The sequence below is a fragment of the Colwellia sp. KU-HH00111 genome, from assembly GCF_040362745.1.
GTDB lineage: Bacteria > Pseudomonadota > Gammaproteobacteria > Enterobacterales > Alteromonadaceae > Colwellia.
In genome coordinates this window covers 161952-177777 of record NZ_BAABWO010000001.1, presented here as the reverse complement: position 1 = coordinate 177777, position 15826 = coordinate 161952, and the positions used below count along the sequence as shown (strand labels likewise).

Annotated in this window: 13 protein-coding genes; 6 read left to right on the top strand and 7 right to left on the bottom strand. The window is 38.3% G+C overall.

Features of this window, described 5'->3' with window-relative positions; all coding sequences use genetic code 11:
* Both ABXG98_RS00695 and ABXG98_RS00690 read right to left on the bottom strand, forming a co-directional pair.
* Entirely contained in the window at positions 1 to 933 is a 933-nt protein-coding gene (locus ABXG98_RS00695) for a Dyp-type peroxidase (protein ID WP_353536759.1), read from the bottom strand.
* 62 nt (positions 934 to 995) lie between these two features.
* Positions 996 to 3821 (bottom strand): response regulator, encoded by a 2826-nt coding sequence (locus ABXG98_RS00690; protein ID WP_353536758.1) that lies wholly within the window; start codon positions 3819 to 3821, stop codon positions 996 to 998.
* Positions 3822 to 3998: 177 nt separating this feature from the next.
* On the opposite strand from ABXG98_RS00690, the gene ABXG98_RS00685 reads away from it, so the two are divergent.
* From ABXG98_RS00685 to ABXG98_RS00660, 6 genes are read left to right on the top strand one after another with little or no spacing between them, the layout of a single operon-like run.
* Positions 3999 to 4781: a peptidylprolyl isomerase gene (locus ABXG98_RS00685; protein WP_353536757.1), complete on the top strand. Its 783-nt coding sequence runs from the start codon at positions 3999 to 4001 to the stop codon at positions 4779 to 4781.
* Positions 4782 to 4793: 12 nt separating this feature from the next.
* Complete coding sequence (locus ABXG98_RS00680; protein WP_353536756.1) at positions 4794 to 5294, top strand: exosortase/archaeosortase family protein; 501 nt, start codon at positions 4794 to 4796, stop codon at positions 5292 to 5294.
* Positions 5295 to 5305: 11 nt separating this feature from the next.
* On the top strand, positions 5306 to 5494 hold the full coding sequence (locus ABXG98_RS00675) for a hypothetical protein (RefSeq protein WP_353536755.1): 189 nt from the start codon (positions 5306 to 5308) through the stop codon (positions 5492 to 5494).
* Position 5495: 1 nt separating this feature from the next.
* Positions 5496 to 7079: an apolipoprotein N-acyltransferase gene (lnt, locus tag ABXG98_RS00670; RefSeq protein ID WP_353536754.1), complete on the top strand. Its 1584-nt coding sequence runs from the start codon at positions 5496 to 5498 to the stop codon at positions 7077 to 7079.
* Positions 7080 to 7346, top strand: a complete 267-nt coding sequence (locus ABXG98_RS00665; RefSeq protein ID WP_353536753.1) for an acyl carrier protein — start codon at positions 7080 to 7082, stop codon at positions 7344 to 7346. It begins immediately after the preceding gene.
* Positions 7339 to 8553: a beta-ketoacyl-[acyl-carrier-protein] synthase family protein gene (locus ABXG98_RS00660; RefSeq protein WP_353536752.1), complete on the top strand. Its 1215-nt coding sequence runs from the start codon at positions 7339 to 7341 to the stop codon at positions 8551 to 8553. The genes ABXG98_RS00665 and ABXG98_RS00660 overlap by 8 nt, the downstream gene beginning before the upstream one ends.
* Before the next feature lie 73 nt (positions 8554 to 8626).
* On the opposite strand, the gene ABXG98_RS00655 is transcribed toward ABXG98_RS00660, so the two are convergent.
* The 5 genes from ABXG98_RS00655 to ABXG98_RS00635 form a co-directional block, all read right to left on the bottom strand.
* Positions 8627 to 9907, bottom strand: a complete 1281-nt coding sequence (locus ABXG98_RS00655; RefSeq protein ID WP_353536751.1) for an ammonium transporter AmtB — start codon at positions 9905 to 9907, stop codon at positions 8627 to 8629.
* Between the two features lie 10 nt (positions 9908 to 9917).
* Positions 9918 to 10256: a P-II family nitrogen regulator gene (glnK, locus tag ABXG98_RS00650; protein WP_353536750.1), complete on the bottom strand. Its 339-nt coding sequence runs from the start codon at positions 10254 to 10256 to the stop codon at positions 9918 to 9920.
* A 197-nt stretch (positions 10257 to 10453) separates the two neighbouring features.
* Positions 10454 to 12619: a 5-histidylcysteine sulfoxide synthase gene (gene ovoA / locus ABXG98_RS00645; protein WP_353536749.1), complete on the bottom strand. Its 2166-nt coding sequence runs from the start codon at positions 12617 to 12619 to the stop codon at positions 10454 to 10456.
* A 35-nt stretch (positions 12620 to 12654) separates the two neighbouring features.
* Positions 12655 to 13833, bottom strand: coding sequence for a hypothetical protein (locus ABXG98_RS00640; protein WP_353536748.1), 1179 nt, complete (start codon positions 13831 to 13833; stop codon positions 12655 to 12657).
* 19 nt (positions 13834 to 13852) lie between these two features.
* A complete protein-coding gene (locus tag ABXG98_RS00635; protein ID WP_353537443.1) occupies positions 13853 to 15799 on the bottom strand; it encodes a tetratricopeptide repeat-containing diguanylate cyclase in 1947 nt (648 codons plus the stop codon).
* Positions 15800 to 15826: the final 27 nt, after the last annotated feature.

Sequence of the window (15826 nt, the reverse complement as noted above, 5' to 3'; positions counted from 1 at the left end):
CTATGCTTGATCAGGTAACGTCTCAGTTAAAAACGTTAAACTTGGTGCAAAAAAAGCCGCGCCAGTTTCCGCTTGAGTATATTTCAATAAATGATCAACATGCCCATGTTCATCACCAAAAATCATACTTTTCAACATGATTTCAAAAGGCTCAGGTGATTGACAATATGAGACAAAAAACAGCCCTTGTTGTTTCATGTCGCCGTAAGGCATACTTTGCCTAAGTATTTCAATTGAGTTACCTTGCTCATCTTTTAGGCTGGTACGTTTAGTATGAGCTGTAAGCGGTTTTTTTTCGCTTTCGTATTCAATATTATCAACTTTTGTCCGGCCAAAAATATCTTCTTGCTCTTTCTCTTTTAATGAACGCCAAAGTGTTAAGTTATGTTGATAACGCTGTATATGAAGGTAACTACCACGGGAAAATAGTGCATCATCTTCTGTTTTAACCAGTGCAACTTCCCTGCGGTGCATACCTTGAGGATTTTCAGTACCATCAACAAAGCCAGTTAAATCTCTACCATCAAGAAAACGAAAGGCTTGAACTTGTTCAACTAATTCGACGCTATCTGCCAAAAGTTGACAAACCTTTGAGCTAACAATGTGATTAACATCAAAACGGTCACTACGAATTTCAATATAAATATCAACATTGCTGCTGGGGGCGATAGAGTCATCATTATGCATTTCAGGAAATGTTTTTAACGATGCTGGTCGAGCTTTTGGGTAGAATTCGTCCCAGTAATTAGCACCAATGGCTATCACAGTGGTTAAATTTGCTTCAGAAAACTGATCAGCATAATCATCAAATAAAGCTGGTAAACGAGACAAAGCGGTTCTGATATAGGTGTTTTTATCGTCTAAAACATTAAAGAGTAGATAAAACCCATGTAAATTTGGTTCAGCACAAATGCCAAATTGTTCTCTAGCCATTTGAAATTCCAGTAATAAGAATAATTAATAAGCGTTATTGTACACAATAATTCAATATTTAGTTATATCACTTGTGATAAATTAACCTTAGTTTTACCACTATATTCTGCTGCGTTAATTTCATCTAATAAACAATGAGTTAAATCATCAACATTGTCAAAGCATTGCTGTTTGATTGCACTTTCTAATGCCGCAGCACTTTGTGACAACTCAGTAAAACCAAACATTTGACCCGCCCCCGATATTTTATGCGCCGTTCGAGCTAAACCGTTATGGTCACCTTGCTGATTAAAAAATATAATACTCTGTCTATCTTGCGATAATTTTTCAACAAAAGACTGTTTTAGGTCAATCAGGGCTTGGTCATCTTCAACTGTGTCTTTAGACTCTGTTGATAAATTTACTTCAAGGAAATGCGCGGAGATTGCTCCTAAGAAAGCTTCTCGTTCTATCGGTTTTTTAAGGTGTCCAACAAAACCAAGTTGTAAATACTGAGCGATTTCATGAGACATGGCATTGGCGGTGAGTGCATAAATAGGTAGAGTACAACCAAGTTCACGCAATTTTTCTAATGCTTCTATACCATCCATCTCCGGCATTTGAATATCTAACAGCGCGACATTAGGTTGATGTGCCTGACAAAGCTCAACTGCTTCTATACCGTTACTGGCTTCTATCACCTCTAAACCAATGCCGGTTAACATCCTAGCAATTAAACGCCGGTTATCATCATGATCATCTGCGAGTAAAATTTTACCTCGATAACATTTCTTTTTATTTGGCAGCGCAGGAGCAACCGCTTCATTATCAGCCAACATGGGGTAAACTTCACCAAAGGGTAATTTTAGGACAAAGGTACTCCCTTGATTCAAGACACTGGTCACTGCAATACTACCCGACATTACTTTTGCTAGCTGCTCAGATAAAAACAATCCTAAGCCTGAGCCTGAAAAACGTCGACTAATGCTATTATCCCCCTGGGTAAAAATATTAAAAATCTTAGCGATCTGCTCTTCCGTCATGCCTATCCCAGTATCAGTTACGGTAAAAAGCAGCGTTTTATTTATAATCGCAATATCTAGAGACACCCAGCCTTCACTGGTAAACTTAATGGCATTAGAGCAGAGATTGATTAATATTTGCTTCAATCTTAAGCCATCAATATCAATAATAAAGGGGGTAGGTAAATGGTGAGTGATGCTAAAAGACAGGTTTTTACGTTGCGCTTGCTCCATAAACATATCATTTAATTGGTTTACAGTTTGATATAAGTCTTGCTGGCGTGTTTCCAATTCAAATTTATTTGCTTCTATTTTACTTAAATCTAAAATATCATTAATTAATTGCAATAAGTGCAAACTATTGGCGTGGATCACTTTAACTTCTTTGACAATAGCTTCATCGTCAAGATCCCCATAAATAATGGCTTCGGCCTGCCCTAACACAGCAGTTAGGGGCGTTCTTATTTCATGGCTCATATTCGCTAAAAATTGACTTTTGATTGAATTAGCGTTTTTTAGTTCTTTGGTTAAATACTCTAACGCTAGCGTTCGTTGCTTAACTCTGGCCTCTAATTTAATATTCAATCGACTGACAAGATGACGACGATAAACTGAAAATATAAGCGCTAATAGCAAACTTACCCCTACGATAACAAGCCAACGCAACTGTTCTTTTTTCGCTGTCTGTAGATGTTGTAGTTTTTTATTTTGTTGTAAGTTTTTAACTTGCTGAGCCAATTGAGCAGATTCAAATTGCGCGATTTGTTGATTCAACATGGCATTTGATATTTGCTGTTTCGCTTTAATATAATTCAGCTGAGAGGTTAACGCTTTAGCTGTTTGACGCTTTGCTGCATAAATAAGTGACATTAACGCCTGATTATTACTGATTAATTCTTGGTAACCCATTTCATTTGCGATGCTATCTGACAACTCAACATGCGTTTGCGCATGTTCAATATCACCTAAATAAAAGTAGGTTTTCGCCAGCGTATGATAGCAACCACCTTGCGCTTTTTTATGACCTATTTTCTGGCTCATTTTTACGCATGAAAGTGCATGAGTTCGAGCTGGCTCAAGTTCAGACAACTCAAAGTGTACTTCAGATATATTATGTGTATATGAGGCCACATCATAATAATTTTCATGCTTTTTAAAGTAATCTAGTGCTTTTAATAACCTTTTTTTAGCTTTGCTGTATTGTCCTGAATGTTTATAAGATACGCCCAAATCTCCTGATGCCCTAGCAACACCGTATTCATCTCGCAGAGCAATTCTTCTAGCAATAACCTCTTGCAGTAAGTTTATCGCAATGTCATAACGCCGTAGACTAATATAGAGCACAGCAAGGTTATATCGCACATCTACTCGGTCTTCTTCATCACCATAGCGTTGGTAAATTGGTTCAAGCTCTTGATAGCTTTTAAGAGCAGCAAACGCATCACCTTGAGCTGTTTGCACCAAGGCAATATTATTTAACAGATTGGCCTGCTTGATTGCAATTTCTTCGGTAAATGGTTGTTTATTAAAGTAAGCTAATGCATTTTGATAAGACACAAGTGCTTGACCAAATAACCCTTGATAGTAAAAAATGATCCCCATCAGTTTATCGACTTGCGCTTGCTGCAAATATAAATTTTCACTCTTGGCTAACTGTTTTGCTTGTTTTACCTGCTGTAGCGCTTTAGCAAAGTTACTTAACGAGATATAAGCTCGGCTCTGTAATATCAATATCTGAATACGCTGCGCCTTATTAAGGCTTTGCTCAGTTAATAATTCGTTTAATTGCACAATGGCGATATTTTTATCTTCTATAACTTCTATGCTCGCTAGCCGCTTTGCAATGCTTTGTGCTTGAACACTTGGTTCAATTAAAAATATAAGCATAAATAGCAACAATATACGCCACATAGTAAGCCCTAAAAAGTGAAGTGAGATAAGTTATAACTGAAGATTATTTATAACACTTATCAATGTAACTGTGTAGTTATTCTGCAAACCATGATTGAATTCACTGACCGCACACTTTATGATGCTGCGATACTTACATTATTGGATATCAACATGTTAAAAACGCTTTTTTCTGCAGCTCTCTTGTTTCTTGGATACATTTCTATTGTTGACGCGACGGTTGTTGAATTTAAAACCTCACAAGGTGCTTTTCAAGTAAACCTCTTTGATCAAAGCACGCCGAAAACAGTTGAAAATTTTTTAAACTATGTTGATGAGCAACACTACACTAACGCGGTGATCCACAGAGTTGCACTTAGTTTTGTTGTCCAAGGGGGCGGCTTTACGTTCGAAGGCGACTTGCCCTTAACACGTATTGACACCAATAGTCCCGTGATAAACGAACCTGTCTATTCTAATGTTAAAGGTACTATTGCAATGGCAAAACTTGCTAACAATCCAGACAGTGCAACCGATCAATGGTTCTTTAATTTAGCAAACAATGCCAATAATTTAGACAAACAAAATGGTGGCTTTACTGTTTTTGGTCAAGTGATTGGTGATGGTATGAAGGTGATTGAAAAAATAGCACAACTCCAGTTATGTGATAAATCAAGCAATGGCGATGGAATACCTGTGGCCATAGATTCAACGGTACAACGATGTGCAGATATTAGTGGATTAAGTATTGAAAACTTTGTTGTTATTGAACACATTACCATTATTGATTCGTCATCAGTTACTGATGCTGATTTATCGCCAACTAAAAACACGTTATTGTCACAAGTGTTTGAACCTGAAAAAAGCAGTAGTGGCGGTGCTATGGCATGGCTTTCATTGTTCGTCTTATTTATTACTGCCCATAGAAAACTCAACACCACAATAAGACTTGATTAGGTAATAAAAAGCATGTCAGCTTCAGAGCAGCCATCAGTTATCCTTGCTTTTTTTCCTCGTTTTATAACTGCATTAATTGGCTTGCAACTGGCGGTACTGGCAATACACTCTTCAGGTACTTTAAGTGCTATCGTACAAAGTGCTTTAACTAAGATCGTTGCTATGATACATACTGTGTTAGGGAGTCAGTTGATAGTTCAAGATAATATGCTAATTCATCAAGGTTCTATGAATTATGTGATTGTCGATAATGAATGTACTGGCTTAATGTTATTAGCAAGTGTGTGTGCCGCAATTATTGGGTTTGCCAAAAGCATATTTAACGCCTTGAAAATGATAATAATTGCGGTAATAATCTTGCAAACTGAAAATATTGTAAGAATAACTCATCTAGTATTTGTTATTGAACATACTAATGAAAACTTTGACTTTTATCATTTGTATTTTTGGCAGGCTGTTAATTTTATTACGGGGTTAGCCATTTTGTTTATCTTAGAAAGAAAGTTCAATTAAAAGAGATTTTTATGGTTAAAATAATTTGTCTTGTGTTAGTCGCCATATGCTTAATATTCACCCCTGAAGTGTTAGCAGCTTCAGGAGGCGGCGGGGGCGGGGGCGGTGGAGGAAGCGGTGCTAGCGTGCCTGCATTACATGTAATAGGTCAGTTGCTGTTAGTGTTATGTATCGCACTCTGGGCTCGAAAATCTAAATAACATGCCAACGCTCAGTCATGCTCAATTTACTAAGGGCTCTAGACTTAGGCAACAATCATTCGATTTATGCTTAATTTTAACAACGGTGGCGCTATTTTATTTAGCGTTTCCAACTGGAGGTTACCCAAGCCTTACTTGGTTAGTATTGCTACCTGTATTAACCGCACTACACAACCAAAATGCCTATCAAGCTTTTATGATGGGATTCTTAGCTGCACTATTGGGTTGGCTTTTTAGTATCTGGTGGGTTGTTCCAGGGTTAACCGCTATTACCTACAGTCACGAAAACTTAATGATACCCTTGGTGCTGCTCTACTGTTGTCTTTGTGCTATTCCCTATGCGTTAGCCTGCGGGTTACATATATATCTCCATTGGAATAGAAGCATTCACGGCGCTCTATTATCTGCCCTAACATTAACTGCACTGGTTAATTATAGCCCTCAAATACTGCCTGGTAACTTGGCACATGCGCTTTACAGTGAACCAAAACTAATCCAAAGTGCTGATATAGGCGGTGTACCTTTGGTTTTTTTCGTGATTCACAGTATAGGTTTTTTACTTGCTTATGCAGTGACCATGAATAAAGAAAACTCGTTAAAACGTATTTATGCTGTTGGCTTAGCGCTGATTATTTTTACCGCTAATTATAGTTACGGGCACTATCGGCTCAATCAAGAACATACAACTAGCACAGCAGCAACTAAAACCCTTAAGGTTGCCATGATACAACCTAATATCTCTGTTGAGCATAGAACCAGGCAGCACTGGCAACTGATTGCTCCTGACCTTATGTCGATGATCGCCACGTTGACACAATCTGAACGCCTTGATTTAGTCATTTTACCCGAGCTACCTACCCCTGTATCCTACCAATATTACGACTTTGATAGGATGATAATCAACCAATCATTAAATAATACACCGCTACTCTATACTGCTATTGAGCCAATGAGCGAGACATTAGAGGATACAAACGGCTATTTCAATACCATTGAGTTAATAGTTGATAAGCGAGTACAGCAAAAATATAGTAAACAAGTGCTGTTACCGTTTGGAGAATATTTACCCCTTGAAGAAACTTTCCCTTGGATGAGATCTCTATTTCCTTATGTGCCAAACTATAAAGCAGGGAAAACAGATACCTTACTGACACTTAAAGGCAATGAGAATAGCATTCTAGCACTTGGTCTAATTTGTTATGAAGCAGTATTTCCAGACATAGTAGCGACTAATATATCAGCAGGTGGTGAGTTATTGATAAATACCTCAAATGATGCCTGGTTTGGTAAGTCCGCAGGCCAAAAAGTACACTTAGCACTGAGTACATTTCGCAGTGTCGAATTTCGCAAAACAATGATAAGAACCACCAATAACGGTATTAGTGTTATTATTGACCCTTACGGTAGACAAATCACTTCATCAAAAATTGCACCTCATACGAGAGGATATTCCGTTAGTACTATTAAGCTATTCCCACGTCAAAGCTTTTTTCAGCAATATCCAAACTTGATCAAATGGTTGATTCTAGTTATCACCGCTTTTGCTATAGTAATCACATTATTAATTAAGAAAAAAGGCCATTAAATGGATCACATTGAAGCACAACTGCAACAGATTATTAGCGAATATACTGAGAAGGACTTCAAGCAAGAGTTAGCTGCTCAAGCTTTTGATGACCTCGGCATTGATTCGCTTTCCCTTGTTGAGATTATTTTTGATATTGAAGAAGCATTTGATATCAAAATACCACAAGATAATGACCTTGAAAATTTGGGTGGTTCGTTAAATTCTTATGACGATGTGCTGCAACTAGTCAAGAAACTTGTCAAAGAAAGTAACCACAATGACTGATACCATTGTTGTCACTGGGTTAGGTTGCATTTCAGCAGCAGGTAATGATGTTGCTGAATTCGAATCAACTCTTTTCAACCCCGAACTGGTCAGTAGCATAGCGCCAACAAACATTATTAAACCCGATGAAAACATCCCTTTTCTTGCGGCGCAAGTTAACAATTATAATGGCTCAGATTATTTTCCAAAAAAAGAAATAAAGCTGTTAGATCGTTACGCTCAGTTTGCGATGATTTCAGCCGAACAAGCGGTTAAAGATGCCAATTTAGTTTTTGATACCACTAACAAACACCGCACAAGTGTAGTTCATGGTACCAGCATTGGCGGCCAAGAAACTATTGAACATTCTTACTACGAACTATATTCACAAGGAAAATCAAGGGCACATCCATTTACCGTCCCTAAACTGTTGCCAAGCTCTGCATCAGCCAGTATTTCAATGAAGTATGGAATTACCGGCCCAACATTTACGACGGCATCCGCTTGTTCTTCTTCTGGGCATGCTATTGCAATGGCTGCCTTGATGTTACGCAGTAATTTAATTGATCACGCTATAGTTGGAGGGGCTGAAGCATGTATCACCAAAGGTAACTTTTATGCCTGGAATGGCTTACGAGTATTATCTAATGATACGTGTCGACCATTCGCCCAAAACAGAAGTGGTTTAGTGATAGGTGAAGGAGCTGCCACGTTAATTTTAGAGCGTGAAAGTTCTGCAAAAGCAAGAAATGCAACTATTTATGCCAAGTTAGCCGGTATCGGCATGAGTTCAGACGCACACAATATAGTACAACCTTTAACTGAAGGGGCTATTTTGGCAATGGAAGCTGCTATCAAAGACGCCAACATCAGCACCACTGATATTGCTTATGTTAATGCACATGGCTCTGGCACAATGCAAAACGATCTATCGGAATCGCAGGCGATCCTTGCTGTTTTTAACCCTGAACTATGTTCACCGCTCGTTTCCTCAACAAAAGCAGCGCACGGTCATTTGTTAGGTGCCGGTGCAGCACTAGAGGCTATTGCTGTTATATTAGCATTGAAAAAACAAGCAGTCCCTGCCACATTCAATGTACTCAATAAAGACCCCTTATGTGCGATTAATCTGGTCACTAAAAATAACACCAAGGCTGAAGTCAATTACGCTATGAGTAATTCTTTTGCTTTTGGTGGTTTGAATACAACATTGATTTTTCAAAAATAACAAATTATGCCATAAACACAAAAAAGCAGCGACTACGCTGCTTTTTTTAGACACTTAGCATACCCTCTCAGGACTAACCTCGCGTAAACTCAGGGTAAGCTTCCATACCACAGTCTGAAATATCACCACCCTCATATTCTTCTTCTTCGCTGACACGGATACCAATGATTTTCTTCAAGACAAACCAAACTACAAAGCTCGTAGAAAATACCCAAACAAAGATAGTTGCTGCGCCAATTAACTGACCACTAAAGCTAGCGCCTGAGTTAGTTAATGGCACAATAAGTAAACCGAATAAACCAACTACACCATGGACAGAGATAGCACCGACAGGATCATCAATTTGAACTTTATCTAAAGCAAGAATTGATAACACGACAATAACACCGGCAATAGCGCCAAAAATAGTAGCTTGCAAAGGCGATGGCGTTGAAGGCTCTGCGGTAATCGCAACTAAACCTGCTAAAGCACCGTTTAAAATCATGGTTAAATCTGCTTTTTTAAATAAAATTTTGGCAAAAATCAAGGCAGAAACAGCACCGGCTGCGGCTGCGGCATTAGTATTTAAAAACACCATAGCAACCGAGTTAGCACTATTAATATCAGCAAGCTTTAATACTGAACCACCATTAAAACCAAACCAGCCCATCCATAAAATAAAGGTACCTAACGTTGCCATTGGCAAGTTTGCACCAGGAATGGCATTAACTTTTCCATCTTTAGTGTATTTACCTTTACGCGCACCAAGCAACAATACACCGGCTAATGCCGCTGATGCACCCGCCATATGAACAATACCTGAGCCTGCAAAATCTGAGAAGCCAAGGTCTCCTAGAGTATAAAGACCAAATACCGAGGCACCATTCCACGTCCAGCTACCTTCCATTGGGTAAATAAATCCAGTTAAAACCACAGTAAAGGCAAGAAACGCCCACAATTTCATGCGCTCTGCAACCGCGCCTGAAACAATAGACATAGCAGTAGCTACAAACACCACTTGAAAAAAGAAATCTGCTGCATTTGAATAAACTGCACCACCATCAAAGCCAGCTTCAGCTGATTCAGCTAAGACCGTCCCTACTAATGCCTCTGCATCTGGAGCACCATCTAAAGCGATACTATTTAAGAAAACACCACCGCCATACATAATGTCATAACCTATGACTAAGTACATAATGCAGGCAATAGAATACAATGCCACGTTTTTAGTCAAAATTTCAGTAGTATTTTTAGCTCTTACTAAGCCCGCTTCTAACATGGAAAAACCAGCGGCCATCCACATAACTAAGGCACCGCACATTAGAAAATAAAACGTATCCAATGCATATTGAAGTTGAAAAATATTCTGTTCCATCATTTACCCCTTAAATCGCTTCGACGTCTTGCTCGCCAGTACGGATACGCACGACTTGCTCAAGGTTGTAAACAAATATTTTACCATCACCGATTTTACCTGTGTAAGCCGCTTTCGAAATAGCGTCAACTAAGCGCTCAACAATGTCATCATTTACTGCGATTTCAAGTTTAACTTTAGGTAAAAAGTCTACTTGGTATTCTGCACCGCGATATAACTCTGTATGACCTTTTTGACGACCAAAGCCTTTAACTTCACTGACAGTAATGCCTTCGACACCAATTTCAGAAATGGCTTCACGAACATCATCTAATTTAAATGGTTTGATAATTGCGTTAACTATTTTCACTGTAAACCTCTGTTTATAATTTTAGGTAATATTGAACTGTATAATTCAATTCATGTGCCATAAAATTTTAAACATAAAAATCATAGGTTTACAAAAAAAACATTGCCCTTAAAGAAAGAGGTTGCACCAAAAAAGCACAATGAATAGCGGTTGCGATTTTATTTGGTGCACAAAGAAACACAATCAAATAGCTGCACTTATTTCAGCTGCCAGACACTGAGTTGTGGAAAGCATAAACTGAAATTACGTCGATTGATTTTAATAGCTCGTGTTAGCTGTTGTTGTGATACTAACTTAAAATCTGCTGATAGAAGGGATGATAAGCCATCAAACCCTGTCATGTTCTCGCCATTAACTTTAATACCACCTAACCAGTTTTCTTTGGCCGTGACCTGTTCATCAAAGTCATAACTTGAGACTATAACCAGTAAGCCTTTACTATTTAAACGCTGGGAAATTGTATGTAAAAACTGACGCGGATCATAACTTTGCTCAAGTACGTGCTGGGCAAGAATAACATCATAACCGGTTAAAACCGCTTTAAGATTACCCGCATCGCCCTGACTGAAGTGGATATTTTCACTACAAGGCAAATCCACATCGCTAAGGCTCACTTCATGAAAATCAACGAGGTCACCTTCATTTTCTAGCTGATAACGTACTGAGTTCCCTTGTTGTAAACTCACCCCATGGCGAATATAACGTGCAGAAAAGTCAACACCATCAACGTGAGAAAAGTATTGCGCTAAAATAAAACTCGTTCGTCCTACACCACAACCCAAATCAAGGCATTTACCTGTGGAAATCCCCTGTTTAGTAACGATATCCAATAAGGCCTCGGTCATTTGTTGACTATAATTCTGCGCGGTCTCAGGTAAAACTGATTCAGCCTTGCCATATTGCGCATGAAGTTGCTGACCAATAGCTGCATCTTGCTCATAATGATTAGTTGCCAAGTTGGGCAAACACTGGTTATGGCTTTGAATATAACGAAAACCAGCATGCTGAAAAAAGTGCCGCCTAAACGCATAACGTGAGTATTTTTGCGCTTCATTTCCTGTGGATATCCAAGAGCCGCCTTTAATTAAATTATGCTTACCATCAAAGGTTGGCGTGGAAAAATCATCATATAAAGGATGGACCTCAAACCCATGAAAACCATCAATAGTCGACTCCGTCCACTGCCAGACATTACCAACAATATCGAAAAAACCATCATGCTCAAATTGATCTACCGGGCAAGATGAAGCGTAAAACTCGCCATTAATATTTCCAGGTGCAGTTTGCCAAGTACCGATATCACCATTGACTTTATCGCGTAAACACAACCATTCAGCTTCAGTGGGTAAACGAAAAAATTGTTCATTGTTGGGGGCTGTTAGACTGTTCTTCCATTGACAGAATGCTTTAGCTTCAAGATAGTTGACTTCTACTGGCCAATTTAAGGGTAACGGCATTTCATTAAGTAAATTACGTTGCCAATAACATTTTTTGTGTTCGCTTTTATCAGACGTTGCTTCGGTATCTTTTTCAAACCAAAAGCGTGGCATTGTTGCTTGGGTATAGGCTAACCATTGTTTGCCCTCATCAGTCCAAAATTTGCTTTGCTGATAACCGCCAGCATTGACAAACGCCAAATACTCTTGATTTGACACCAAATATTTACTCGCACTGAAGTTAGGTACAGCTAACGTATCATAGCCATATTCGTTATCCCAACCAAAGGTATCATCACTGTTCGGTTTGCCAAATTCAATTTGTTTCCCCTCAATAGCAACTAAAGTATTCGTTGGCGCTTTGCCACTTTCAGTACACGTTGACCAGTGTTCTTTGGTATTTGGGTTATCTTGACTCAAATAATGTAACGGCAGCATGCGCATAATAACCGAAGAGGTTTCAAGGTGAATTCGTTCATGTTCACAGCCCATTAAGATTATCCAAGCTAATGAATCAGATGTAATTGGTAGCGTCAGCGCCATATCATCGATAAGTTGTTCAACTAATTTAGCCACTTGAGTACGGTATAACCTCACTTCTTCGACACTAGGCCAATCGTAGTGGTCACTATTTAAATCATCCCAACTCATTTCATCGACACCCACAGCACAGATCGCTTCTAATTTGCTATTAAGGCGCTGTGAAATAAACTTTCCTAACATCAGCTTATTAATATAGAAACTTGCCGTGTGTCCATAATAAAAAATAAGGGGATGACGTAAACGTTCTGGGCGTAAGTAATATGCGCTGTCATTATTGATCAAGGAGAAAAGCGATTCATATTCAGCCCATGTTTGTCTAAAGTATGCTTTTAATTCCTGTTTTTTAGCTTTAACACTTGTGCCATTAAGCGAAGGCGGGCTCATGCGAGGTACTTTTCTGACATCCATAAATTAACTTCTTATTTTTTGTGAGCGGTATTAGATACCGAGTGTAAGTGTATTTTTGTTTGATAATTGTCTAAAACTATTTGCTTTATTTTATCGCCCAATCTTAATGGACAGTCAAGAGACTTATTAAATTTCAAGTCAATCGCTTTGCTGCCAAGCAAATTAAGACGTTGGCTAAACCATGAGCCTGCTTTAAATAGCTCGACCGCTCCAGGAGAATTTGGCTCTATTGCATCGCTCATCAATGATCTGGGTAAAGCTCGAGCAGCTAACTCAGGTGGTGATAAGTGTTGGTTTTTTTTATAACTTTCAAGGGTGTCTATGACATTAAGCAACGCATAAATCACATTTAAATAAGGATTATAATCGAGACTTGCCGCACCTAACCTATGTTCAATTCGAGCGGTTTTTTGCCAATTTTGCTGTACTGATAACACCTGATTATGATGATCATACAATAGAGGCTCTGCTCCCATTTGTTGGTTATGTTTACCAAGCTTTTGATATAGAGCTATGCTCCCTTGATGCCCCCCTGAAATATCTATAGGAGAGCATAATTCTTGCGCTAAACCGTAACGTGTTTTCAACGTTAAACGCTCAAACGCTGCATTATCAGGTAGATACAACAGGCAACACTCTAGGCTTGTACGTAAAAAACAATATTGTAAATATTCTCCTACGCCCTTGTTAGCAATAAGATTGTTGCCATTATCATCAAGAATACTGACATTAAGTTGTATCGCATTGGGTATATGAACAGCACGGCTATCATCGCTGAAAATTTGGGTAGAGCCTAATACTAGCTTGCCTTTATCTCCCGACCAAACCACAGGTTGAATCAGAGTATCAACTAAACCATGTTGACTATAAAAAGCTTTAAACCATTGCGGTAAATGATTCAATATTTGATGCAAATTTTGTGCTTCTTTTAATGGAGATTGGCCATTAAACAATGACACATATTCCCATTGATTTTGCCAATACTCACTGATAATTTCACCATCAATGTTCATCTGCTGTAAATGTTGATTAATAGTGTCAAAATTTAATTTGTGCTGGGAATTTTTCAGACGATTACACCCCTCTAATTCAAAATGAATTTGAGCTCGGCAACCCAAGTGCGCTATATAGCGTTGTAGCAAACAAATGGTGTTTGATAATAAAGGCAAAGTTGATTCAGAAAAAGACATCTCTCTGGCAACTTAGGCTTTAGTGTTTATCTTCAAGATCTTGCGCATAATTGCCAGCGCTGGTTTCTTTTTGATAGGCATGTTTCATGGATTGATGATATTGCATTGCACGGTTTTTTCCACTCGCTTTGGCATGATAGAGTGCTTTATCCGCTTGTACATAGAGTTGAGTACTGCTGTGAATATTTTCGCCTGTGGTCGCTATGCCAATACTAATTGTGACCATGACTTTATGACTTTTGTGTTGATGATCTTCGACCATAAACTCACAAGCATTCACTTTATTCACAAACCTCTGGGCGATATGTAAACTTTGAATAGCATCTAAGCGTGGCAGTACACAAAGAAACTCTTCTCCGCCTACCCGGCCAATAATATCTTCTTTACGCATGATTTCTTTGCCTATGTCAGCTATTTTACAAATAACAGCATCACCAAAATGGTGTCCATAAAGATCATTCACTTGTTTAAAATCATCAATATCAATCAAAATAATAGATACAGTGCTTTTTTCCGAGCGCTGAATATTGACTAATTTATTTAGAAAATCAAAAATATATCGTCTATTAAATAAATTAGTTAATGGATCACGTATTGATAATGCTAATAGCTTTCTATTATTCCGCCATTGGAAAATAGCAAACAGTAATATAAATAAAACCAGCAAAGCGACTATACTGATAATATAAGCTTGCATGTTATTTTTTTGTTTCTGTTGCTGGAATTGCAAGGCTTGTACCTTGGCACGCTGTTGTAACAACGCAATTTCGACATTTTTGCGCTCATCTTCCATAACGCTTCGAATGCGCAGCAGTTGAGCAGCTGAGCTTTTCTTTAACATGGCAATTTCACTTTTATTAAATTCCTTTAATAATTGATATGCATGACTACTTTGCCCTTGCGCTTGCGCTAATTCAGCACGGATTTTGATAATCTCTATCTGCCAGTGAGTGCCATCTAATTCCGGAATTTCAGCTAAAATATCACTAGCTTGTGTTAATGATTGCTCTGCTTCAGCGAGTTTATTAAGTTTAATTAAGCATTGCGCTTTACGTTTGTATAATTCAGCCTTGTAATCAATTAATCCGGGTAAAGCTAAAGCATGATCAAGAGAAACCAGTGCTCTGTTACAACGTCCCTGCTCAGCTTCACTCATTGCAATGCCATAAGCCGCATAAAATTTACCATCGATATTATTTGGGCTAAATTTTATCGCCTGTTGATAACGTTGGTAATACTCAATCGCCAGATCATATTTTTTCCAATACCGATAGGTGGCCGCCAAACCATAAATGGCTTCAACCTCGTGGGCTGGGTATTCAAGTTGCTGATAGCTTGTCAGTGCTTTGTGATAATACTCAATTGATTTAGCATAATCATGCATATAACCATAGATAGCACCGTAAACTTCGTTGATTTTAGCGAGTAAAAAAATATCGTTTAGGGCAAAGGCTTCAACGTATGCTTGTTGGAGTTCAGTTAGCGAAAGTTCATATATTTGTGTTAAGCTTCGGGTGTAAGCAAGCTCTTGTTTTGCATGTACTGCTAGATAGGTAAAGTTATTATCTTTTGCTGACTCAAGTGCAGCTTTTAGCACGGTTTGTGATTGTTGATACTTGCCCTGACGTTGTAAAATGATGCCATTAAAAATATTAATATTGATAATAATTTTATCTGGTGTTTGTTCATTGATAGCTTCAGTAGCTTGAGCTACCGTTTGATTGAATCGGTCAAAAAAATATAATAGATTTTCTGCTTGTGCTTTACGTAACAACCACCATAGTTTGTAATTTGCGGACATTTGATCAAACTGTTCAGCTTGTATAAGCAAAGTTTGATAAGTTTTCCAAGGTTGCTTGTGTAACTGATGTTCCATTTTTTGCAGCGCAGCTGCATCGGTTAATTGCGCCGCATTAACAACAAAAATGGAACAGAAAAAAAACAACAGTAAAATGTTTCGAAACACGTGCGGCAACGTCAATTATCCTAAAAG